This is a genomic window from Rummeliibacillus pycnus, assembly GCF_044359855.1.
In the GTDB taxonomy this organism is placed as follows: Bacteria; Bacillota; Bacilli; order Bacillales_A; family Planococcaceae; genus Rummeliibacillus; species Rummeliibacillus pycnus_A.
Genome location: NZ_CP132291.1, coordinates 1,054,813 through 1,077,112 on the forward strand (window position 1 = coordinate 1,054,813; position 22,300 = coordinate 1,077,112).

General features: G+C 32.6%; 26 protein-coding genes and 1 pseudogene. 5 read left to right on the plus strand and 22 right to left on the minus strand.

What is annotated here, in order from left to right; translation table 11 throughout:
- Positions 1-98: 98 nt before the first annotated feature.
- The 17 genes from Q8X41_RS05230 to Q8X41_RS05310 all read right to left on the minus strand — a co-directional run bounded on the left by Q8X41_RS05230 (position 99) and on the right by Q8X41_RS05310 (position 12,362).
- Positions 99-377, minus strand: a complete 279-nt coding sequence (locus Q8X41_RS05230) for a hypothetical protein (RefSeq protein ID WP_397539201.1) — start codon at positions 375-377, stop codon at positions 99-101.
- A 439-nt stretch (positions 378-816) separates the two neighbouring features.
- Positions 817-2,010, minus strand: coding sequence for a hypothetical protein (locus tag Q8X41_RS05235; protein ID WP_397539202.1), 1,194 nt, complete (start codon positions 2,008-2,010; stop codon positions 817-819).
- 46 nt (positions 2,011-2,056) lie between these two features.
- A complete protein-coding gene (locus tag Q8X41_RS05240; RefSeq protein ID WP_397539203.1) occupies positions 2,057-3,181 on the minus strand; it encodes a hypothetical protein in 1,125 nt (374 codons plus the stop codon).
- Between the two features lie 343 nt (positions 3,182-3,524).
- Positions 3,525-3,992 (minus strand): DUF3291 domain-containing protein, encoded by a 468-nt coding sequence (locus Q8X41_RS05245; RefSeq protein ID WP_397539204.1) that lies wholly within the window; start codon positions 3,990-3,992, stop codon positions 3,525-3,527.
- 170 nt (positions 3,993-4,162) lie between these two features.
- Positions 4,163-4,396, minus strand: coding sequence for a DUF3953 domain-containing protein (locus Q8X41_RS05250; protein ID WP_397539205.1), 234 nt, complete (start codon positions 4,394-4,396; stop codon positions 4,163-4,165).
- Between the two features lie 182 nt (positions 4,397-4,578).
- Complete coding sequence (locus tag Q8X41_RS05255; RefSeq protein WP_397539206.1) at positions 4,579-4,761, minus strand: DUF4083 family protein; 183 nt, start codon at positions 4,759-4,761, stop codon at positions 4,579-4,581.
- A 193-nt stretch (positions 4,762-4,954) separates the two neighbouring features.
- Positions 4,955-5,161 (minus strand): hypothetical protein, encoded by a 207-nt coding sequence (locus Q8X41_RS05260; RefSeq protein ID WP_397539207.1) that lies wholly within the window; start codon positions 5,159-5,161, stop codon positions 4,955-4,957.
- Positions 5,162-5,208: 47 nt separating this feature from the next.
- The gene (locus tag Q8X41_RS05265; protein WP_397539208.1) at positions 5,209-5,412 is read right to left on the minus strand and encodes a helix-turn-helix transcriptional regulator; all 204 of its coding nucleotides are present in this window, start codon (positions 5,410-5,412) and stop codon (positions 5,209-5,211) included.
- Positions 5,413-5,426: 14 nt separating this feature from the next.
- Complete coding sequence (locus Q8X41_RS05270; protein ID WP_397539209.1) at positions 5,427-5,825, minus strand: hypothetical protein; 399 nt, start codon at positions 5,823-5,825, stop codon at positions 5,427-5,429.
- A 364-nt stretch (positions 5,826-6,189) separates the two neighbouring features.
- Positions 6,190-6,399, minus strand: a complete 210-nt coding sequence (locus tag Q8X41_RS05275; protein WP_397539210.1) for a hypothetical protein — start codon at positions 6,397-6,399, stop codon at positions 6,190-6,192.
- An 89-nt stretch (positions 6,400-6,488) separates the two neighbouring features.
- A complete protein-coding gene (locus Q8X41_RS05280) occupies positions 6,489-6,692 on the minus strand; it encodes a hypothetical protein (protein WP_397539211.1) in 204 nt (67 codons plus the stop codon).
- 103 nt (positions 6,693-6,795) lie between these two features.
- Positions 6,796-6,981, minus strand: a complete 186-nt coding sequence (locus Q8X41_RS05285; RefSeq protein WP_397539212.1) for a hypothetical protein — start codon at positions 6,979-6,981, stop codon at positions 6,796-6,798.
- Between the two features lie 1,034 nt (positions 6,982-8,015).
- The gene (locus tag Q8X41_RS05290; RefSeq protein WP_397539213.1) at positions 8,016-9,044 is read right to left on the minus strand and encodes an aromatic acid exporter family protein; all 1,029 of its coding nucleotides are present in this window, start codon (positions 9,042-9,044) and stop codon (positions 8,016-8,018) included.
- A gap of 59 nt (positions 9,045-9,103) precedes the next feature.
- Complete coding sequence (locus Q8X41_RS05295; RefSeq protein WP_397539214.1) at positions 9,104-9,544, minus strand: BrxA/BrxB family bacilliredoxin; 441 nt, start codon at positions 9,542-9,544, stop codon at positions 9,104-9,106.
- Between the two features lie 104 nt (positions 9,545-9,648).
- On the minus strand, positions 9,649-9,828 hold the full coding sequence (locus Q8X41_RS05300; protein WP_397539215.1) for a hypothetical protein: 180 nt from the start codon (positions 9,826-9,828) through the stop codon (positions 9,649-9,651).
- Between the two features lie 511 nt (positions 9,829-10,339).
- Positions 10,340-11,797, minus strand: coding sequence for a D-alanyl-D-alanine carboxypeptidase/D-alanyl-D-alanine-endopeptidase (dacB, locus tag Q8X41_RS05305; RefSeq protein ID WP_397539216.1), 1,458 nt, complete (start codon positions 11,795-11,797; stop codon positions 10,340-10,342).
- A gap of 130 nt (positions 11,798-11,927) precedes the next feature.
- Complete coding sequence (locus Q8X41_RS05310; RefSeq protein WP_397539217.1) at positions 11,928-12,362, minus strand: DUF1801 domain-containing protein; 435 nt, start codon at positions 12,360-12,362, stop codon at positions 11,928-11,930.
- 638 nt (positions 12,363-13,000) lie between these two features.
- Here Q8X41_RS05310 and Q8X41_RS05315 point away from each other — a divergent pair.
- Positions 13,001-13,549 (plus strand): GNAT family N-acetyltransferase, encoded by a 549-nt coding sequence (locus tag Q8X41_RS05315; protein WP_397539218.1) that lies wholly within the window; start codon positions 13,001-13,003, stop codon positions 13,547-13,549.
- A gap of 282 nt (positions 13,550-13,831) precedes the next feature.
- Here Q8X41_RS05315 and Q8X41_RS05320 read toward each other — a convergent pair whose 3' ends face one another.
- From Q8X41_RS05320 to Q8X41_RS05335, 4 genes are all read right to left on the minus strand, one after another.
- Positions 13,832-14,041 (minus strand): DUF6440 family protein, encoded by a 210-nt coding sequence (locus Q8X41_RS05320; RefSeq protein WP_397540202.1) that lies wholly within the window; start codon positions 14,039-14,041, stop codon positions 13,832-13,834.
- Between the two features lie 297 nt (positions 14,042-14,338).
- A complete protein-coding gene (locus tag Q8X41_RS05325; protein WP_397539219.1) occupies positions 14,339-15,028 on the minus strand; it encodes a lysozyme family protein in 690 nt (229 codons plus the stop codon).
- 53 nt (positions 15,029-15,081) lie between these two features.
- The gene (locus Q8X41_RS05330; protein ID WP_397539220.1) at positions 15,082-15,204 is read right to left on the minus strand and encodes a hypothetical protein; all 123 of its coding nucleotides are present in this window, start codon (positions 15,202-15,204) and stop codon (positions 15,082-15,084) included.
- Positions 15,205-15,835: 631 nt separating this feature from the next.
- Positions 15,836-17,284 (minus strand): PLP-dependent aminotransferase family protein, encoded by a 1,449-nt coding sequence (locus Q8X41_RS05335; protein ID WP_397539221.1) that lies wholly within the window; start codon positions 17,282-17,284, stop codon positions 15,836-15,838.
- 55 nt (positions 17,285-17,339) lie between these two features.
- Between Q8X41_RS05335 and Q8X41_RS05340 the strand changes: the two genes are divergently transcribed.
- Complete coding sequence (locus Q8X41_RS05340) at positions 17,340-17,885, plus strand: pyridoxamine 5'-phosphate oxidase family protein (protein WP_397539222.1); 546 nt, start codon at positions 17,340-17,342, stop codon at positions 17,883-17,885.
- 384 nt (positions 17,886-18,269) lie between these two features.
- Here Q8X41_RS05340 and dacB (Q8X41_RS05345) read toward each other — a convergent pair whose 3' ends face one another.
- Entirely contained in the window at positions 18,270-19,724 is a 1,455-nt protein-coding gene (dacB, locus tag Q8X41_RS05345; protein ID WP_397539223.1) for a D-alanyl-D-alanine carboxypeptidase/D-alanyl-D-alanine-endopeptidase, read from the minus strand.
- A 288-nt stretch (positions 19,725-20,012) separates the two neighbouring features.
- On the opposite strand from dacB (Q8X41_RS05345), the gene ytaF reads away from it, so the two are divergent.
- The 3 genes and pseudogenes from ytaF to Q8X41_RS05360 all read left to right on the plus strand — a co-directional run bounded on the left by ytaF (position 20,013) and on the right by Q8X41_RS05360 (position 22,254).
- The gene (gene ytaF / locus Q8X41_RS05350; protein ID WP_397539224.1) at positions 20,013-20,645 is read left to right on the plus strand and encodes a sporulation membrane protein YtaF; all 633 of its coding nucleotides are present in this window, start codon (positions 20,013-20,015) and stop codon (positions 20,643-20,645) included.
- 97 nt (positions 20,646-20,742) lie between these two features.
- Positions 20,743-21,387 (plus strand): DUF1232 domain-containing protein, encoded by a 645-nt coding sequence (locus tag Q8X41_RS05355; protein WP_397539225.1) that lies wholly within the window; start codon positions 20,743-20,745, stop codon positions 21,385-21,387.
- A gap of 30 nt (positions 21,388-21,417) precedes the next feature.
- Positions 21,418-22,254 (plus strand): annotated as a pseudogene (locus Q8X41_RS05360) (LCP family protein).
- Positions 22,255-22,300 lie beyond the last annotated feature (46 nt).

Below are 22,300 nucleotides of genomic sequence, written 5' to 3' on the forward strand. Positions count from 1 at the left end.
TTTTCTTCAACTAATCTGCTCTGATAGTACGATAAGTTCAGCAAAAAGAGCGTTAAATCCTTGTTTTGGATCAACGCCCTCGTTAGTTGAAAGATATTTTATTGTTCGCCAATTCCCATTGCTAATAATAATAGAAAAGCACTGGCCAAAACAAAGGCATTTCCTAATAAACCGATGATTAAAGGAATACGTTGTTTAGACATTACCCAAGAGAGTATAGCGAGGAAAATACCGATAATTGACAAAGTACTAAAAATGGTGATACCAAAATAAGCATCAGCATTTGGTCCTCTTAGTGCATAGAAAACAATAATACTTATTATCACAGGTAATAATGATGTAACACCTAAAATGTTTCCTACTTTTCTCTTATCCATAATAATAAACGCCCCCCCTTTTTTTATAAACGCAAATAAACTTTACCATATATATACAAATATATACAGTGGCTTGAATTGACCTACCCCGTTAGTAGAAATTCAACTGCGAATTCATCCCCTTCTTTTCGTACTCAGTCCCTCGAATTTCTCATTTGAGGATTTCAAGGAAAAAGGAAATACACCAGCAGGAAAGAACCATGTCATGGCAGATCCAGTTGAAATTTTTTTAGAGAGAAATTTTAAGGTTTTAAGCTTCTATCTATTTAGGCGTTTAGAGTAATATATGTACATTATGACTTAATAGTGACCCAATAAATGAAATGAGATTGAACTACTTACAAAAAAGTCCTTAAACTGCATAGAGAAAAAGGACTTTATTACATACTATTATATTTTGGAATACAACATCCTATTACCTATTATTTCTCATATCATCTTAATAATCAGCAGGATTTAATGAGTAATACGATGTATTTGAATCTGTAATACCATTCTTCAATACATCCTCTGTATTTGTTAACATCATATTAATATCTGTTAAGTATTTATCAAACGATTTTTCTTTGTCTGTGATTTTATCTTCTTTATACTCTCTTGCTTTCATATTTTCAATTACAATTGAGCATTTGTCATTCACTTTTGCTAAAAGTTCTTGAGCTTCAGTTAGTTGAATTTGTACTTTTTTTTCTGATTCGTTTAATCCTATAGCTACTATAGCTGCTCGATAACGCTCATCTACAGCCCATTTAATTTCTGCAAGTGTATCCTCTATAACATTTATGTCACCAGCTACATTATCCAGATTCCCTGAAAATTTAAGAAAACTATTTTGTGCATATGCTAGATCCACATCGGAATAGTGTAGCATCTTATCAATGGAATCTAAATTATAACCTGCTCCTGCAATGACATAGATGGATTTATCATCCTCCGTGTAGATACCTATATAATAGTTTTGGCCATCAAAATATTCTCCATAAAAACGATTAATACCTACATTTTTAACACCATTTTTATAAACGGTATTTATATCTTTATAGTAACCATTTGCTACTTTACCTTTATCATAATAGATGCCTTCTAGATTACCTGTTAAAAGGTAACCATTTTTATAATAGTAATCTTTATAAAATCCAGTTGCATAAACACCATTTACGTAATAATTATCACCAGAAAGACCTGTAAATGGCTTTCCATTTTTATAATACGTATTATACTTATGATTAGTACCTGTGAATATCTTGCCATATCTGTAATAGTAACCTTTATAAAGACCAGATGCTTCAACACCTTTTTTGTAATACGTATTATCTTTGGTAAGACCAGTAAATAACTTACCATTTTGATAATATTTCTTTTCAGTTACTTTAAAACCATTTTTGTTAGTTGTAATTTCCACAATACCCGTAAAGAGCTTTCCGTTTTTATAGAGTTTACTTTTATATAGTGCATAACCGGATACCGCTTTACCCGTTTTTGTACTTACTAGTTTTTTTGATTTGATCTTGACGTTTTTTGTTACTTTTTTAATCGTTGTTTTTGCTTCAGCTATTGGTGATTGTGCAATTGTAGTAGTCAGTAACGTTGCTCCTAGCATTATTGCTGCAACTGTTTTTGTTACTTTATGCATTTTGCCATCTCCCTTAAAATACTATTATTAGTAAGGTAATACTTATTTAATATTCATCATCCTCCGGATACCTGATCCAAGGACTATCCCAATCTATAGCCAACCAAGAATGATCGTCAACATTAGGATTCAAGGAATAATAAGATGTATTTGACTCTGTAATTCCATTCGCTAATACATCTGTCGCATTCTTTACCATTGTATTAGTATCAATTATTCGATCATTATTCGACTCTTTTGTAATTTCTTCTTCACTGTATCCTTTTACTTTCATGTTCTCAATAACAATTGAATGTTTGACTTTCACATATTCAAAAAATTCTTGAATAGCAGTTAGTTGATTTTGTATTTCTGCTATTTTTGTTTCAGGTGCATTTAATCCTTTCGCAACGATTGTTGCTGCATAGATATATTCTGTAGACATTTTAATATCAAGAAGTGTTGACCACATATTACTATTATCATCTTTCACGTCAGCTAGATGTCCTGAAAATTCCCTAAATTCATTCTTTGCAATTTCTAAACTTTCATTACTACTATTAATCAAACTATCAATACCATCTATATCATAAGGATATCCTTTAAGGACATAGATCTGTTTACCATTATCAGTGTAGTTGCCCATATAATAATTTTGGTCCTTGTAATATGCTTTTCCTATTCGATTAATTCCTACATTTTTAATACCTTTATTATATATGACACCTCGAAAGGGACCATACGCTATTTCTCCAAATTTGTAAAAGATGCCATCCTCTGTTTCTCCTGTTAGAAAATCACCATCTTTATAATAGCGGCCATTATAAAGACCGTTTCTTTTTAGTCCATTTATGTAGTTAATACTTGCTGCATAACCTGTAAAAAGCTTACCATTTTCATAATACTTATTTTTATACGTCCCTTTTCCTTTTACACCATTTTTATAATATGTACTGTTTACGATTCCTGTATAAAGTTTGCCATTTTTATAAAGTTTACTTTTGTATAGTGCGTAACCTGCTATTACTTTACTGTTTTTTGTACTCACTAGTTTTTCAGATTTAACTTTAACATTGTTTGTTACCTTTTTAATTGTTGTTTTCGCTTCAGCTGTTGGTACTTGTACGAATGTAGAAGTTAGTAAGGCTGCCCCTAGCATTGTTGCTGTAACGTTTTTAATTACTTTATTCATTTTTTCATCTCCTTAAGATTAATTATATTACCATATTTTAGTATATCATTCCCACCTTTTAATATATAGTGAAAAAATACTATTACAATATAAACAGAGCGGAGCTGTTGTATTTTTAAATACTATATGCTTGCTTCTTAGATAAGAGGTAACATTTGAATTAAAAGTACCTGTCATTGTTAACGAATTTATACTACTAACAGTACCGGAAATACCATACGACATTAAATCTGCCTACATAAAAAGCCAACTTCACTAAGTTGACTTTTATCTTTTTATTAAACTAAAGCTCTATTTTGTTAAAGTAATTTCTTTCATTTATATAATTTGCATTATCCTACTGTTACTTAATCAAGCACGTTTCCCCTTTTTCATCAAACGGGTGCTTAAAATCAAACGCATAAGGAGTGGGTCCATGCTGAATATAGTAGTTATATCTCTTGAATGCCTCCTTCCATGAGACATCCTTCTGCTTCTCTGTCCACCAGACTACATATGATAAGTGTTTCTCTTTATAAGGCTCCATCCATTTGTTCCTATCTCTCAACGCTTGCTTATGCTGACCTGAATAGGTAAAACTATATAATGATTGAGGACTTTTCCATACCGTTAGTGTAAGAATAGGGAAACCATCCCCCCTTTTGGCTTCTTCAGGAAAAGGTACTCCATCAGGTGAAAACACTTCAATCAGTTGACCAGATTTAGCTGCCTGACGGATTACTTCATCTCCCACTTCAAAAAATTCACGAGATGCAGGGTGGTCATAGGGTTGATTTAGCCTACCAACAGTATAAATTGATACATATGCCATAAATAGACCTCCTTCTAAAGTTTTTACCTATTATATTCAAGAAATATGGAATCTCATTACAAAATCTTTGCCTCACAAATAGTTAAAAAAAGTTTTCTTAGCGAACTATTAGTTCCTACAGCGATATAAAAGCCCACTGATCTGAAGTGACCCCTAAAAGTTAGACACGGTTAGTTCATTAGGAAACCCTTGATGGAAACAAAGAATATAAATAAAGAAACGATTATGCACATATAACCTTCAAATCTTTTTCTGTCTTTTTGAAGTTCGCCTAATCCCGTTGCCAACATAAACGCCCCTAAGAACAGCATCATAAACGGCATTAACTCAAAGTTTTTACTTATTAGACAATAACTCGAGAATGCAATAACAATTATTCCTAATAAAACTCTAATTATTTTCATCAATATACCCCTAAAATTATTTAATCTTACTATTTAAAGTCTTTAACGCCTAATCATCAACCCTTCTTTTACTAACCTTTCCTGTTAGCCATCCATGAAAATCTACTTCACCACAAAATATGTAAAAAACTATATTACTCGGAGTACAATAAGCGTCTCCAAACATTTGTAGAAAATCTATGCTACTTAACTTGCTCTTTCTCTTCTAATTTCTCTAAAATGTTGTCTAATTTTTGATTAATGATTTGGCTTTGTTTTTTTGAACTAAATACTCTCTTAATGAATACTATGACCAGAGAAATGATCAATATCAGGCATACAAAGCAAATTAAAGTTACTAGGATATCACCTATATTTATACCCATTTCATTATCCTCCTACTATTCAATATGCTTCTTTATTTCTTATACAATTATTTTAACACTAATTACATATTTTAAATTATTTATAGTGGCTATTTAAATCCATTCTTCTTCAACTTTCCCCTCGTTAGTTTCCTAAAACAAAATAAAAAAGCCAGCTGAGCTGACTTTTACTTTACTTAATTTTTATTAATTACTACTTCAAAACAAGTGCAATAACCCCTATTATAATAAACAGAATTCCGCCCAAAAATTGCCCTAATCCCGAAGCTTCTCCCATTAGCAATAAATTGAAGATGTTTTTTCTTTTTTGATTTTTCCCAAATAGGCCATCGTCTGTTCTCATACGATAAAGCCCCCAAACTGTTAAAACTATCCCAAAAATAAATGATATATAAAGCATTTTAATTCCTCCGTTATTTGTTTTATAAGTCCATCTTTTGAAATGTATTATTTATCATCCTCATCAAAAATAAATGTTTCTTCAATTGATAATTCAAAAACTGAAGCTATTTTATACGCAAGTAGGACAGATGGATTATATTTTTGTTTTTCTAATGAAATGATTGTTCTTGAAGATACACTTACTCTCTCTGCTAATTCTTGTTGTGTTATTCCATGTTCAATTCGCAATTCTTTTACTCTATTTTCCATTAATTCACACCCAATTAAAGAATATGATTATAATATTTTCTAGATAAGATTTCACTAATTATTAAAGATATTAAAACAATAAATAAAGCTTTATTTGCTGGAATTGCCACAAAATTTAATAGAAACAAAATAATTAATATTTCAAACACCAAAATTTGCAAAGAAAAGTAGGCAACTTTTCCATCAATTAAAGCATCTCTTTCGTCATACTCCTTCGATAATTCCTTTTCAAGTGTTTTGTTCTTTCGTGATTTAATGTAAGAAATCGTTGAATACAACAAAATTATTCCACCTGAGAATAACATGAGATAACCATAATTAATTCCTGCTGATGTATCTAGAATTATTTGAATACATCCCAATATTATTAGCAAGATTGATGCTAATAATCGCTGTATGAATAGATTTTTCAAATATACCTCTCCTAACCAAAATCTATTTAAAATGAAGTTTATTTCACGTGAAGAAAACTTCATGTGAAGTTAACTTCACTATAATGTGTTTTTAAACAAAAATCAAGTGATATTTTCTTTTAAAGTAACTGGATATTTCATTTTTTAAAATCATTCTAGTTTTAACTCAACTCTATTCAATTAACGTTCTAGTTGAAGAAGAATGACCATTATGTTTAAAAGAAAATGCATACTCTACCGAAGAAAATAAAAATGTATCACAGGAAGTATTCTAGATCCTTCCGTGTAATACATTTTCATTTTTGGTTCAATTCAGGAAACTTTTTAGGGGTACCCTTTACCGTCAATCACTCTTGTTAAACCATCAAGATATGACAAGTTTAAAAATATTGTATGTAATAATCAAAAATACCAAAGAAGCTATTGGTCGTGCTATTTTGTTTGGTACTTTTAATACTTTAAATAAAATTACTATTGCTATAAGTGCAATTACTAAAATGCCTAAGAACATCCCGAATTGAATAGCCATTAGATTTATAACCCCATTATCGAAGTTAGCTCCAATAATATCCATAAATCACCACCTGAATCACTATACAAAATAGCCAAAGCAAGTATATTACATATTTGATATTCAAATAAAAAGCATTCATTTTCGAGTGCTTAAATATTTGGTACAACTCGAGTGAATATGTAATAAGCTGAATATAAAAAAGCAATACCAGCAATGAAATTAGCAATTTTATACGGCACTCTAAATACCCTTAATACAATTAATGTGACAGAATATGACACAACACAAATCAATGTATAGGAAATTATTTGTATACCTATTTGATTAAAGAAATCACCAATAGTTTCTCCCATAATACACCTCCCAAAACTAATATAAAATACAAGATAATGGAAGTATATTATATATCTGATAAACCTAATAAAAAACATCCCATAGGATACTTATGTAAATTAATTAAATTTTTGAACCTGTAAATCTTACTATACCATCACTTGTTACCTCTTTATAACTAACTCGAACAGTATTCCCATCAATAGTAACGTATTCAGATAACATCATAAGATGAACAGTCTGGTAATCTAATATAACTTCAAGATTTTCATCTCCAATTATTTTTAATTCAACTTTATATCCATTCATATTTTCACCTCCACAATTAATATAAGACATCTAATTATGGAAGTATATTACATATTTGATATACAGATAAAAAGGACACCATAAAGATGTCCAATAAGGGGAATTTTCAAAGTGAGATTCACAGTTCATATAAACGAATAATACAATAATACCTCCAAGCCTACGATCTACGTGTTGGATACTCTAATTGTTTTATCCAACACTAGGTCAATTTCTAATAGTTCATCTCTTACCGGACAGTTTAGCATTGCTTCGTATAATTGTTGGGCTCTCTATATGGACATCCAGTACACCGATTATCAAAAAGAAACTTCTGCCAATCTAGTGCCGTTTGGCGTAATTCCAATTTTGAAGCCATTTCTATTCACATCACGTTTTATTATTTTTTTATAAAAATGCATCTTTCAATTTACTTAACCGTATAATCTATTAACAATTTGGTAAAAATGGAGATAAGACGGTTTCATGGACCGTCTTGAAATTTCTCCTTATTCTTTTAGTACGCACGTTTGAATTACCGTTCAAGCGTGTTTTTTTTATTATGAAATTACCCATAATGCATTACCCTTTGCAAACTTGTTATATTCATCTTCCAATCGTTCATCGCACCAATGATTATAAAACCCTCTATGCATTATCTTTGTAATAAAAAATTCCTAAAATAATAAAAATCACAAGCAATATAGTCCATACATACCAATTTTCAATAAGTATATTAATCATTACTCTTCATCCTTTTTTATTTATCATTAATATGTTCCGTTAGTTTATTATTTGTTTTAATGATGATTAACATACTTTTTGATTTATCTACGTAAGGCCCAGGAACTTTGTTTGTATAGCAGTAACTCTTCGATAATTTCAATGTCGTATTTTCTACGGGATGTTCACTATTTATTGCAGTTATCTTTTTGTTTTCTCTACAGTTCAGAAACGATATTAAAAGTATATGGACATGCTTGTGAAGAAAAAAAAATGTACCACTTGAAGTTTTCAAAAATACACTTCAAATATGATACATTTTCATTTTTGATTCAATTTTGGGGACTTTTTGGGGGACCATCCTGTTTTTCAACTTTGGATTTTTTCGCCAAACGTCTATATGACGGGCTTATCCCCTTAAAATCCTGCTTAATCGCAAGGTATCTATCCATTTCTTCGATGAATTGATAAAGTGATGCCATTGCTAAAAACTTCTCATGTGTTGATGGTAGTGGTAATTTCGCAAAGTCTATCTTTACATCTTCTAATTTACTGCGGTATTTTTTTGCAGTATTTCCTGAATGGACATTTTCAGATAACTCTTCCATAAAATCTGCAACAAGTTCAGATTGTTCTACAATTACGGGTAAGGTTGTAATCTTCGGTAATACCCTTTCAATAATTTCTAACTGTCGTTCACGAATATCAAAATATTGATAGTAGAGATTTTCATGTCGAGTGAGATGATTTTCAACATCTTGATATGCAAGTGCCTTTGCTTTATTAATCACACTATTCGCTTCAACAAGTTCTTTCCCATCCCAGCTCGTATCCCCATTACGCAAATATTTAGCAATTTCTTTAAAAATTGAACTATATTGTACCTCTATTTTCAAACGATATTCATCTAATTTATGTCGTATATCCGGCATATACATATTCACTGCTAAAGCTGTACCAAAACCAATTAGCATTAAAGATAATTCGTTAGATACTAAACTCCATGTGAAATTTGCAGTAGAAAATATATGTAAAATAATAACGACAGAAGATACGAATCCAGGTGTTACTTTAATCATAACGAGAATCGGTAAGAAGAATAAGATCATTAACCCTAAAACCCATGAATGATACCCAAATAATTCAAAGAAGGAAACAGACATGATTATACCGATTAAAGTTGCCATAACCCTTGTATATACTGCATGAATAGATTTTCGTTTCGTAGATTGTACACAAAGTATCGTTAAGATCCCTGCAGATGAAAAGAACTCCAATTGAAAGTATTGAGCAATTCCAATTGATATCGCTGCACCTAGCGCAGTTTTTAAAATTCGAGAGCCAATATGATACCTCTTCACTATTATCACCCCTAAAAAAAGAGCACTATAGTAAAATAGCGCTCTCTTTATTAAAATGACTAAACTTCTTTACAATGCTCTTCGAAGTAAGCTTGAATCGAAGTAATAACTGACATTGGATCATGTCCTTCAATTTCATGACGTCCTATTTCTGCAACAAGTTGGCCATCTTTTAATAAAACGAATGATGGTGATGATGGAATGTGATCTTCACCAAAGTGCATACGTGCTTGCGCAGTAGCTTCTTTATCTTGACCTGCAAATACAGTTACTAAATGATCTGGACGTTTGTCATAGTTTACCGCATGAACAGCTGCTGGACGGGCAATACCACCTGCACAACCACATACAGAGTTAACCATAACAAAAGTAGTACCTTCGCGTTTAAACGCTTCGTCTACTTCTTCAGGTGTTTTAAGTTCTTCATAGCCATTCGCAGTCATTTCACCGCGTGCTTGACGTAACATATCTTGCATAAATAAATCATAATCCATATTCATAGAAAATCGCTCCTTTCAGCTTCAATTATTACTATAACAGGAGTAACAAAGGTTTTCAAAGTAGTTGTTTTAAAATCACATCAATTTAATCGGAATATTGTAAACTAACCATCATGCGGATCTAACTTTCCAGTTCCCTTCAAATAAAAATAAGTACCAAGTATAAATAAACCCGTGCAAATAAACATCATAAAACCATTCCATTTACTGTGAAACAGCGTTACATTTGTTAGAACTACGAATTGCATAAGAACAATTACAATATATAGCATTCTATGATTCATCAATAATACCTCCCAAAATACACCTATGAAACTATATTCGACATCAGAACTTGAAATTCTTTTTACTTAGTTTGCCGCTCCAGATGGCGCTTTCCGCGGGCGTTTAGCCTCCTCGGAAGCTAAAACATCGTGCTCCTGCATCGCTTCGCTAGCTTCGTCGCAGAAAATTCTTTATGCGGGGCAAAAAGAATTTTTGCTTCACTGCGGGGTCTCACCTGTCTCGCAGGACATTGAATGAGCTTCCTTGAATTCGCACCTCACAAAGAAAATGCGAATGCATTTTCGAGGACTCGCCATCTTCCGCTCCATAGACAATGTTCTAATAGATATGGCATATAACAATGCCCATTTAATGTTCGTCTATTTTATTAAATCTTTGAATTATGAAATTGATTCATGAATATAAATATAACAAAAATCTTATATTTTAGACATTTCCCACTTTAAAATTTATATAGTAATGAAATTATAATATGGAAGATGACTAGAACTGCCATCTTCCTTTTGATATTCACAATTCCTTTGCCATTGCTTCTACAATCTCATCAATAGTAGGAACCGTACCTTTTTGATTTTGCACTAAAATACTAAATGTATAAGGCATACCACTGCTTCCAATTAAATAACCACTTAAAGTATTGACACCATCGATTGCGCCTGTTTTCGCAAAAACTCTACCTTCAGTAAATGGAGTTTTTAAACGATTTCGGAGTGAGCCACCAATCATTCTGTCTGAGTTTGCAGCAACCGGTAAACTATTGAAAAAAGTACCGTACCACTGTTTTTCTCCTTTAACAATGAATAATAGCTGTGTTAAATCAATACTAGAAACGCTATTATTATTTGACATACCAGAGCCGTCTACAAAAAACCAATCATCAATGTTTAGCTGTCTGGATGTCGCATATTGTTTCAAAACCCTTAAACCTGCTTTTGTACTTCCCTGATCCATCCTTACTTTCCCCATTGTCTTTACTAAAATATCTGCGATACCGTTATTACTTAATTTCATATAAGGTACCATTAATTGAGAAAGTGGAATGGATTGTTTTTGTACAATTAGTGTTGCGTTTGTTGGTGTTTTTCCATGATAAAATTTATCCAGGGAATATTGAATGTTATGTTTTTCAAGTGCGTGTTTAAATAACAATAGTGTATGCATTGTAGGATTGGGAACAGTGATCCATTCTTTCCAACTCTTATTGATAGGTAAATTCCCGCTAACTACCACTTTATTTTTCCTATATTCACGCTCAATTTTCAACGTACTATATTGATTTGCAGCAACTGTTTTGGCATGATTTTCAATGACTAATTCGCCCAACTCAGGTGTAATCGTAAGTCTTGGTTTCTCTCCAATTGTCTTGCCCAGTGCTTCAACAATAACTGTGCCAGAATCGTAATCGCTATCTGGTGAAAGTGTTAATGCCGTAATCGGCGCTGCATAATAATAAGACTCATCATCCTTTTTAATGTCTGGTGTGAGTAAATCTAGATCAAACCAGAAATCATCACCAACAATTCGACCATCTATTTTCTTAATTCCTTGATCAGAAAAAAAAGAAGCAAATTGATCAAGATCTTCAACAGTTAATGTAGGGTCACCAGTACCTTGTATATAAAGATCACCATGCAATATTCCATTTTTCACATCACCAGTAGTATAAATATTTGTCCTAAATCGATAATTTTCACCTAATTCAGTTAATGCAGCAGCACTCGTTAACAGCTTCATATTAGAAGCTGGCTTTTGCTGCCTATTCCCATTGAAATCATAAATGACTTTTCCAAAATCATCTCGAATTGCGATACTTACTTCAGCATTAGCCATTTTTTCGTTTACAATCTTCTTGACTAATTGATCGAGTCTTTGAATTGTTGAGGTATTGGCTTCAGCTGATGTATGTACACTTATCAAACAAAAAACGAGCATACACGAAATAAGAAGCATGCTTATCTTTTTTTGCATTGGATCTCTCCTTGACGGTAGAATATTCTAACTTTTAAGGTGATATTTCAATTGTGAATTTGGAAGTTATGGAATTAACACCACTATTTTGCCCATTTTAAAGAACAAAATTACATCGGAAGAAAAATTATCATTTTTTATTTACTTCATAACATTCGAGCCATTTTTCCATAGACATTCGAGCTACTAACTCTCCTATCAAATCGTAAGGAATATTTTTGGTACTTGTAAATCGAATACAGCTTTTCCCCATATTTAATTTTGTCGGCACTCTTTTACTATATTCGTCTTGGAACCATTGTAATAATTCTGCATTTCCGTAGATGCCCATATGATATAGTGCAATATGTCTTTTTTGTACACCTAAACTGATAAATGGCAACGGCGTATTCGGCGTTACATGATAACCACTAGGATAAGTCGTTAATGGCACAACATATGAAATCATGTTATATTGCATCACTTTTTCAAAACCCTCTGGTATATTGTCATCAACTTCATTCATAAGTCGAATATATGCATCTTTCCATTTATCATCAATTGAATTAATATATTCTTCAAACATACTATATCCTCCATTTTTTAATTCATCTGAATCAATTTCATATATCCATTTTCGGACTTTAAATACGAACATTTCAACATATTTACTTTTTAATATTCAGATTCGGATGTTACGCTACAGATGGCGCTTTCCACGGGCTTGTCTTCAATCTACTCGTCACTACGTTCCTGCGGGGCTTTCAGCTCAAGCTTTTCCCGTAGGAGTCGCCGTCTTCCGCTCCACAATTAACAAAGTTGGATAAAATTAAATATTCGTATATTTCATATTAATTTTGCATTATGAAATTGATTGATCTAGATTGTTTTATTTAAAATAATTTACAATTATAGGTCCTCCCTCCTATAACCATAACAAAAACATCCGAACTCAATCAATGAATTCGAACGATTTTTGTTTGGTGATTTACAATAAATTCGTTAAAATCCAAATAAAGGTGTTTTTTAATAAAGATATCAAAAAATACCCATTGTTCTTCCACAATCTGTTTAGGTTGTTGAGGATTGTTTTAAAGCAACCGGAGATTTAAGTTGAAATATTTCTTGGGTATTTTGTGGGTTATCACTTAAACTAACGAATTGGAATTTATTGAAGGGTAAGGTTTTATTAAATTTATAATTGCTAGTGGGAGGGAATTCAGAGTGCTTACTACTGTTGAGATTAGACGGCCAAGAATTGAGAACATTAAAGAGTTAAATTATTTCTTTAGGCTGGTGATTACAGACACGTTTACTAAAGAAGGTATCGGAGAAAAATTGGATGACATAGAAGATGAAATCGAAGCTAAGGAAAAATACTTAGAAAGTGATTTTGAAAGTAATGGGGAAAATCGATATTTTTTGATTGCTTTATATGATGATAAAATTATTGGTTCGATCGAATACGGTCCAGCAAGCGAGTTGATATGCAATTGTACAAAAAATGCTTTAAATAATCTAATTGAGATTGGTACAGTATTTGTTCATCCTGACTATCAGAGGAATGGGGTAGGTAATTTACTCTTAAATTCAATGTATATTACTTTACAACAAAGGGGCATAGAAGAATTTTGTTTAGATAGTGGATATATTCGTGCACAAAAAATCTGGAAAAAGAAATTTGGAGATCCTGATTATTTGTTAAAGGATTATTGGGACGAAGGATATGATCATATGATTTGGAGAATCAAGGTCGAAAATTTATTAAAATAGGCTTTTTCCCGTTTTGAATTACCTATCAGCGAAAATCGAAGTGAGATACAAATTTGCCTTGTTAAACTATAGCCCCTGTTAATTGAAGTTGAGGTGCCGATTAAAAACATTAAAATTCACTTATAAAAACGTAAAGGAGACACTACTTAAATTGTAGTATCTCCTTTTAAAGTTCTTTAAAAAGATTTAGTTCAGCTTTACTTCTGAAATTAAAACAGATAATAAAATTGTTTATTCCTTATAGAACTAAAGCTACCATATAGTTGAACAAGATAAAGTGTTTTATTCATTATTTGGTTTTATCATTGGTTTTCCATCCTTATCCAATAACGGCGTAATTCCACCTGCATATCCACCCCAACTAAATAAATAATGAATTCCTGTTTCTCTATCTACTATTATTCTGTTGCCATTAGCCACGCCATTTTCTGTAAGGATTTCTTCAAATCTCTTCTTAGAACCTTTATTCTTCTCTGAGTCTTTATTAAATATTTTTTCTCCCTCATATTCATTTAAATGTTAACACTATTACTGAATTCCAAATAACACCTTTATATACTACGTTTTTATCAGGTAATTATTACAAAACCACCAAAAAGTAGGCAACTCACTCGAAAACAGCCCATTGTATTAACCTCCACTTTAGTTGAACAATATCTATCTTTTAAATTTTCTGCAGAGTATGGGAATAACAATGTTTTTAATTGCTTATTATTAAAGTTTTTTCAAAAATGCATGGATAGAAAATCTAGTAAATTTAAAGCTTACTATAACTATTTATATAATTGTTTATTTTCCGGAACTCTTCAATCTTTTCACCATGGTAGGAATTTCTTCCTTTACTTTTGTAGCGTATGTATAATCACCGAAGCAATAGGGATAACGAAAGTTTCCTTTAAACTCTCCGCATGTATACAATTTCGGATTGCGAATGACCTGAATTTCGGAATATTCTTTGGCTAAATTCTCATTGTGTTTGAATCCATTTTTAGCAACATAGTAGATATAACCAGGCCCCATGTTATAGCTTTGTATAATGGTATCCATATCTACATCATATTCATTTCCAAGCGTATACATTTGATAAAAATGGTCAACTCCTTGTTGGATGCTAAAATGAGGGTCGCGAATTTCATTTCTTTTTAAACCGGCCGACTCAGAAGCCTGCATTGGATCTTTACCTTCACCACGACTTTCCTGATACATAATAGTCATTAAAACCGGGGTAAGTGAAACGATGTCATGTTTTTTTAATTCTTCTTCAATGTCTGTTTCATAAGACATAACTTTATTGGTTGATTGTGGGGAGAAAAAGTAGTAAGAACTACTTATCAAATGTCTCAACTCATTTCCCCCTACTGCAAAAGCCCCCAAAAAGGCAAGCAATACAATGAAAATATTGAAAAGACATTTAAGGCGTTTTTTCACTGTTCTCCCCCTTTCTCTATGTACGGTGTAAATCAATACTACTAAAAACATACTAAGCTTAATATTGATCTTTTTACTAGTTCTTATAATCTATTTGTTTACAACTACTCTTTTGAATTTGTGGCATCTGCATCAAGTTGTTCCTCTTTATGAATAGTTGATGCATCGATTTCTGGATTTTTAAGATGATTGGATGATCCCTTTAACAGATATTCCCTATCGACCATTCCGATATTTTCAAAGATCAATATTCGCGAGTTTACTAAGTATTCTCATTGAAAAAGATTTTTCCATTTGTATCATAAATAATATTCTCCATTAATAATAGCAAAGTATTCAAGAAGAATATACTATTTTCGTTGACAAATTGTCAACGAAAATAGTATATGGTGGATGCGAAAGGCGTTTAGGTATCATCATTACAAGAAAAACAAGGATGTGGCAGTGTTGCAGGAATTATTTTACCATTCTGCATCATCGATCCCATGAATTACATTGGGGTTACTGACGTATGCAACGATAGCGAATTTTTCTTTATAAAAGTAAAAGAAAAAAGAGAACCTTGATTAGAATGCTCTTTAGTACTATTGATTTCATGCTTCTTTGACAATGCCTTTATTGTTAAATTTGCTTGAAACAGTAGTAATAAGCATGAAAATTATTACTACCAATCCGCCTATAACTATAAATTCATTCATTGTAATCGCTCTAATTTTGAAGGCTTTCGAAAAAACTTACCTTCCCCGTCCTATTTTTGATATGGTTCATCCTTAACATATATAAATGAGTTTTTCTGCTATCATCTTATTTAGTTTTAATTATTAAGCGAATATGTTTAATCTTCACTAATCTTCTTCTTCATAGGAGACAGCTAGCAAGTAATTGGACTCCTTTATCAATTTCCTCAATTGATAATCCGCCAAATCCTAACATGATATAGGAATTACCTTCGGGGGTTGGATTAAGCCAAAATCTTACCGGAGAATAAACTTTGACTCCTTTCTGAAGACCATTTTCAATCAGCTCTAAGTTTGATATGTTGTTTAGTTTCAATAAGATATGTAAACCAGACTTTTCTCCAACTATTTTTACTTTAGTACCCATGTTTTGTTCAATACTCCTTAGCAAAGCCTGATGTTTTCTTTGATACAGCTTGCGCATTCTTCGAATATGCCTTTCGAATTCTCCGGATTGCATGAATAAGGCCATAGCTCTCTGAATAATAGGAGAGACAGATTGGTTGTAATCTGCGAACTTTTGTGAGTATTGAACCATTAGAGAGGGTGGAAGTACAATATAACTTAATCGGACTGAAGGAAGAAATGATTTAGAAAATGTACCTAAATAAATTACCTTTTCCTCTTCATCCAGGGATTTCAGTGAAGGAATTGGCTGTCCCCGGTACCGAAACTCGCTGTCATAATCATCCTCAATAATGTATCCCCCAGTTTGATAAGCCCATTTTAATAATTGTATTCTTTTCGAAATGGACAGAACCATACCAAATGGAAATTGGTGAGAAGGTGTTAAATATACCGCCTTTGCCCTGCTCGATTGAATATGATCTACTGACAATCCGTCCTTTTCAAGAGGAACGGGTTCTATATTGCATCCCTGATCTTCAAAGACAGATCGTACTCCACTATAACCTGGTTCTTCCATAGCCACGGTTTTTTCCCGGAGTTCTAAAAGACGGCAGATCAAAGCCATGGAAGTTTGTGTTCCGGATGTTATAACAATCTGTTCTGGTATACAGCGTACACCTCTGGATTGCAGTAAATAGTTTGAAATCTCTCGCCTCAATGCAAACTCACCTTGTTTTTCACTGTACTCAAATAACCAGTTGTTCTCTTGATCGACAGCGTCTGACAGACATTTCTTCCACTGCTTCACGGGAAATTTGTCATGATCCACATTTCCATATTCAAAATCCACAAGGACTTCGCTTGAAGGCTTACATTCCGACCTAATAGGATGTATCTTCTCAATCGGATGTAGTGAAGGTTTCTCAATCTCTGCTACCCATATTCCACTTTTAGGGATACTTTCGAGGTATCCCTCTGATTGTAGCTGCTGATATGCTGACTCAACTGTATTCCGACTGACCTTTAAATGAGTCGTTAGTTGGCGAATTGATGGCATTTTAATTCCTGGCAAGAGCCTGCCTTCTTCAATTTCTTTCTTAATCCAATGATACAACTGACTGTATAACGGCTCTGACAACTCCCTATGTAAAAAAGGTGTAAGTTCCACTGTTAACCCTCCATCTGTCCCTATCAAACTTTTTATTTCTGTCACTTTTATCATGTACAGAATTCCCCTAAAATGATTTTATCACTTATAAAGAAGGATGGGATGAGCAATGCATAAGATCCGCCAAGAAAAATTAATATGTACAGATGATAAGCGTATTGATCAGTTTTTAAGCCATGCACGGACGGGTTACCTTGGATTAACTGATGGGGAGCTTCCTTATGTTGTACCTTTGAATTTTATCTGGATGAATGAAGCTTTGTATTTTCATGGAGCTGCACACGGGAGAAAAATAGATTTAATTCATGCCAACCCCAACTGTTGTTTCACAGTATCTGAAGATTACGGAACCACGGTAAGTCCTATACCCGCCAAAACAGATACGGCATATATGAGTGTGATGCTGTTCGGAGTACTAGAAACTGTAAGCGAATTAAATGAAGCTACCTCGGCAATGCAGGAAATGTTGAATAAATACGTACCCGGCTACTACGATAAAAGCCTTTCGCAATCCCATGTTGAGAGATATCGCTCCTCTCTAGGGAGTCATACAGTTGTTTTTAGACTTACTCCTAGAGTACGAACTGCAAAAGAAAATCAATTGGATCCGCAACTGTCTTTCTTCCCAGGTAGGAACGTTGAGATGGATATCTAAAGTTTTCTGTAATCTAAACACCATTTCCAACAAGAAAACACTTTAAATATGCTAGTGCACAATACTAATGATATAAGACTATTAAGGAGTCATTGCTGCACGACGCATTGGCTCCCTTTTTATATCAAAACTTTATTGTAACTAAGTGATACTTCTTCTACAATCTGACCCGATTGTTAAACATAAGGTACTATATTTCTATTTCGTAAATATTCCCAATTATACCTTTAAACACAAATAAAAGCTGAACTAATACAATAACTAGTTCAGCTTTAAAATAACTTATTATAATGTTACACATTGTATAAAGAATACAGATACATTAAGTTCATTACTTAAAATCTTGACTTTTAATAAAATTGAATATCATCTTCCTTTTTCGAATTATAATTGCCCAGCCATGACTTCCACAATTTCATCAATTGCAGGTATTGTGCCCGATTTATTTTGCACTAAAATACTGAACGTATAAGGTTTCCCACTATTTCCAATCAGATAACCACTCAATGTATTCACACCACTCAATGATCCGGTTTTAGCAATAACTTTTTCAGCTGTAAGTGGTGATTTTAGTCGATTACGTAGTGTACCTCCTACCATTCTTTCTGGATTTGCAGCAACTGGTAAACTGTTAAAATATGTGTTAAACCATTTCTCCTTTTGAACAGTGAACAAAAGTTGCGTTAAATTGATACTTGATACTCGGTTACTATGAGACATACCTGAGCCATCTTCAAACGACCATTCATCAATATTCAAATGGCGAGATTTTGCATACTCCCTTAATACTTTTAAGCCCGCTTTTGTACTACCTTGATGCATTTTTTCTGCACCCATCGTTTTTACTAAAATATCTGCAATTCCATTATTACTTAATTTCATATAAGGAATCATCAATTGAGAGAGTGGTATTGATTGTTTTTGAGCAATTAATGTTGCATTCTTTGGTGTCTTTGCCCGATAAAGCTTGTCCTTTGAATATTGAATATTCTTTTGTTCTAATAAATGCTTGAACATTGTTAATGTGTGGGTTGTCGGATTTTGTACTGTTACCCATTCTTTTAAACTCTTGTTAATAGGTAAATTTCCACTTACAACTATTCGATTTGTTCTAAATTGACGTTCAATTGTTAATGTATTTGTCTGATTAGATTCAACTGTATTTGCGTTGTTTTCAATAACTAAATTCCCTAAGTCTGGTGTAATGGAAAGACTAGGTTTCTTCCCTAACTCTTCACCTTTTGCTTCCACAATAATCGTACCAGAATCATAATCACTGTTTGGTGAAGTTGTTAAAGCGGTAATTGGCGCTGCATAATAGTAGGATTCATCATCTTCTTCAATACCAGGAGTTAACATATCTTGATCAAACCAAAAATCATCACCTACAATTCGGCCATCTATTTTTTGAATACCTTGAGCAGAGATGTTCTCTACAAATTGTTCCAGATCATCAACATTTAAAGTCGGATCACCTGTACCTTGAAGATAAAGATCTCCCTTCAAGACACCATTTTTTACTTTCCCTGTAGTAAAGACGTTAGTTTTAAATCGATAGTTTTGCCCTAATATCTCTAAAGCTGCTGCGCTTGTTAGCAACTTCATATTAGATGCCGGCTTTTGTTTCTGATTTCCATTTAAATCATAGATGATTTTGCCATTTCCATCTCTAATCGCAATACTGACATCAGCATCAGCCATTTTTTCATTTACTATTTTCCTGACTGATTGATCGAGAGTTTGAATTTGATCGGTACTAGCCTTTGCTGATGTATGTACACCAACCAATCCGAAAGTAACGATACAAGAAGTTAAAAACATACTTAATTTTTTCTTCATACGATTTCCCCTTTGCGATAGAATATTCTAGCTATTTCATAAGAATTCAATATTCTTATTTTCATTTCCTACTAATATTGGAAAATCAGTTCTATCGATAGAGTTTTTCGTGTTTCTTAGGGTATTTCTAATTACTCGTAATCAATTTTAATCATTCTTCTTGCTACCTTTTTTGGTGCAACCTAACCCAAAAAAACCATTGTTTTTTTGTCAATACAATTTGCAATGAACAACATCTTTTGTCAACGCGTATAATATGATGTAAAAAAAAGTAAGGGGTGTTGTAAAGTGACTTGGTTAATCATTATGGCTTTTGCTTTTTCATCGAGCATTGATAATTTAGGTGTAGGAATTTCGTACGGGATTCGAAAGGTTAAAATCAGAGTTGACAAAAATATATTAATTGCTTTCATTTGTTTTCTTATGAGTATGGGAGGAATTACATTTGGCGTTTGGCTCTCCAAAATCCTCCCAGGTATGCTTCCTATAATCTTTGGCGCTTTCTTATTATTTATTATCGGAATTAGGGTCATTCTTTTGGCTTCCCCCCTTAAAAAAGTGACTCCAAAAGTAGATAGCCAAAATCAATCGCAGTCCAACCATTTCCAAAATGTTTTAAAAAATCCCGAAGAAGCTGATCTAGATAATTCTGGCGATATTGGTTGGTGGGAATCTGTACTTCTAGGTATCGCATTATCTGCAAACGCACTTACGAACGGGATAGGCGCTGGTTTACTCAATTTTTCACCTCTTTCAATTTCGATAACTGCTGCTATTGGTAGTCTGGTTAGTGTTTGGGCAGGCGTCGAATTAGGAAGTAAAGTTGCAGATGTTCGAATTGGATCCTTTACTGTTGGTCAATTTGGAACAATTATTAGTGGTGTAATTATTTTAATACTTGCATTTACAGCATTTTTTTAATAGCGAATTGACAAATTGTCAATATTATTTTACTCTTTGAAGTGAATAGTTTGATATCAAACCACTGCATTATGTAACTTTGAAGGGAGAATCGCAAATGACTGAACAGACAAACGATTCAACTCTCGGTTTGTTGCTGAGAAAATTATTAAAAGAACGTTCATTATCAATGCGTAATTTTAGTGAACTCACCGGAATCGATACGGCTACTATTTCACGAATAATAAATAATAAACGAAAAGCTACCCCACAACATTTAGAAAAATTTGCAGATTGCCTTGGAATTCCTTTAATTAATCTTTTTGAAGCCGCAGGATACCCACTTGAACAGAAATCTGAAGAATCACATTCTGATATTCATGCATCTGTTGACGCAATACAAACTTTACTTGAAACTTCAAATGTTTATGATAATCAATTTTCAATTGAACATGTTAAACAAAAATTAAAAACCTTCGAATTATATGCACAAACAGATGAGGGTAAAAATACAATTATCAATAGTTTTGATGAAAAAATTCAGAAAGTCGGAAGTATTGGGCCCTTTATTAGCAAATTAAAAGAACTGAATATGAAATTTTTATCGAGGAAGGGTACAATTTTTGAATTAACCTTAATTGGTAGTACATTGTTATATTTTATTATCCCCGTCGATGTAATACCAGATTATCTATTTCCTATTGGCTATTTAGACGATGCAATTGCAGTACAACTTATTACAAGTGCTTTATTAAAACAATAATTTTTTAATAATACGATAGGTGGATTTATAATGAAACGTAGCAACATAAGATGGAAAAGGAGAAGAAATTTATTCTTAACATTACTATTAATAATCATAGCTGGTATATCCTATTGGGTATATCAGTATAATAGCGGATTGGCAATTGCAGAAAAAGGTCCCTATAAAGATGATCAAAAAACGTTTAAACCATTTGAAGGTGCGGATTTGCATATTGGAGAAATGAATGTGCTATTAATTAGGAAGTGACACTAGAGGAGAACCACATTCGAGATCAGATTCTATAATGATTGCACATTATGATCAAACGACAAATAATATAAAGCTTGTATCTATTATGAGAGATACATATGTTGATATCCCAGGCCATGGTAAGCAAAAAATAAATGCTGCTTATGCTTTTGGAGGACCTTAACTTCTAAGAAAAACAATAAAACAAAATTTTGATGTTGATGTAAATTACTATGTCCTGGAAAACAAACATTACATGGCGATCAGGTATTAGGCTATGTGCGATTCCGCCACGATCGTTTAAGTGATTTTGGACGCGTGGAACGTCAGCAAGAAGTTTTAACTAAAGTTAAAGACCAAGCTATCAGTACAAATACCTTAGTGAACTTACCAAAAATTCTTGGCGTTGCGGATCCATACATTGATACAAATGTTGATAATAAAACACTTCTTACAATTGCAAAAGGCTTAATTGTTGAAAAATCTAATGGTATGGAAACTTTACGAATTCCTATTGCAAATTCTTTTGAAAACAAAAATGAAAATGTAGGTGCAGTCTTGGATATTGACTTAGAAAAGAACAAAAAAGCACTAGAAACATTTTTATCTTCTGATGATCATAAAAAAGTTCAATAATTAAAAAGTTTCAACATAAGATGAAAAGAAAATTATTTTCATAGCT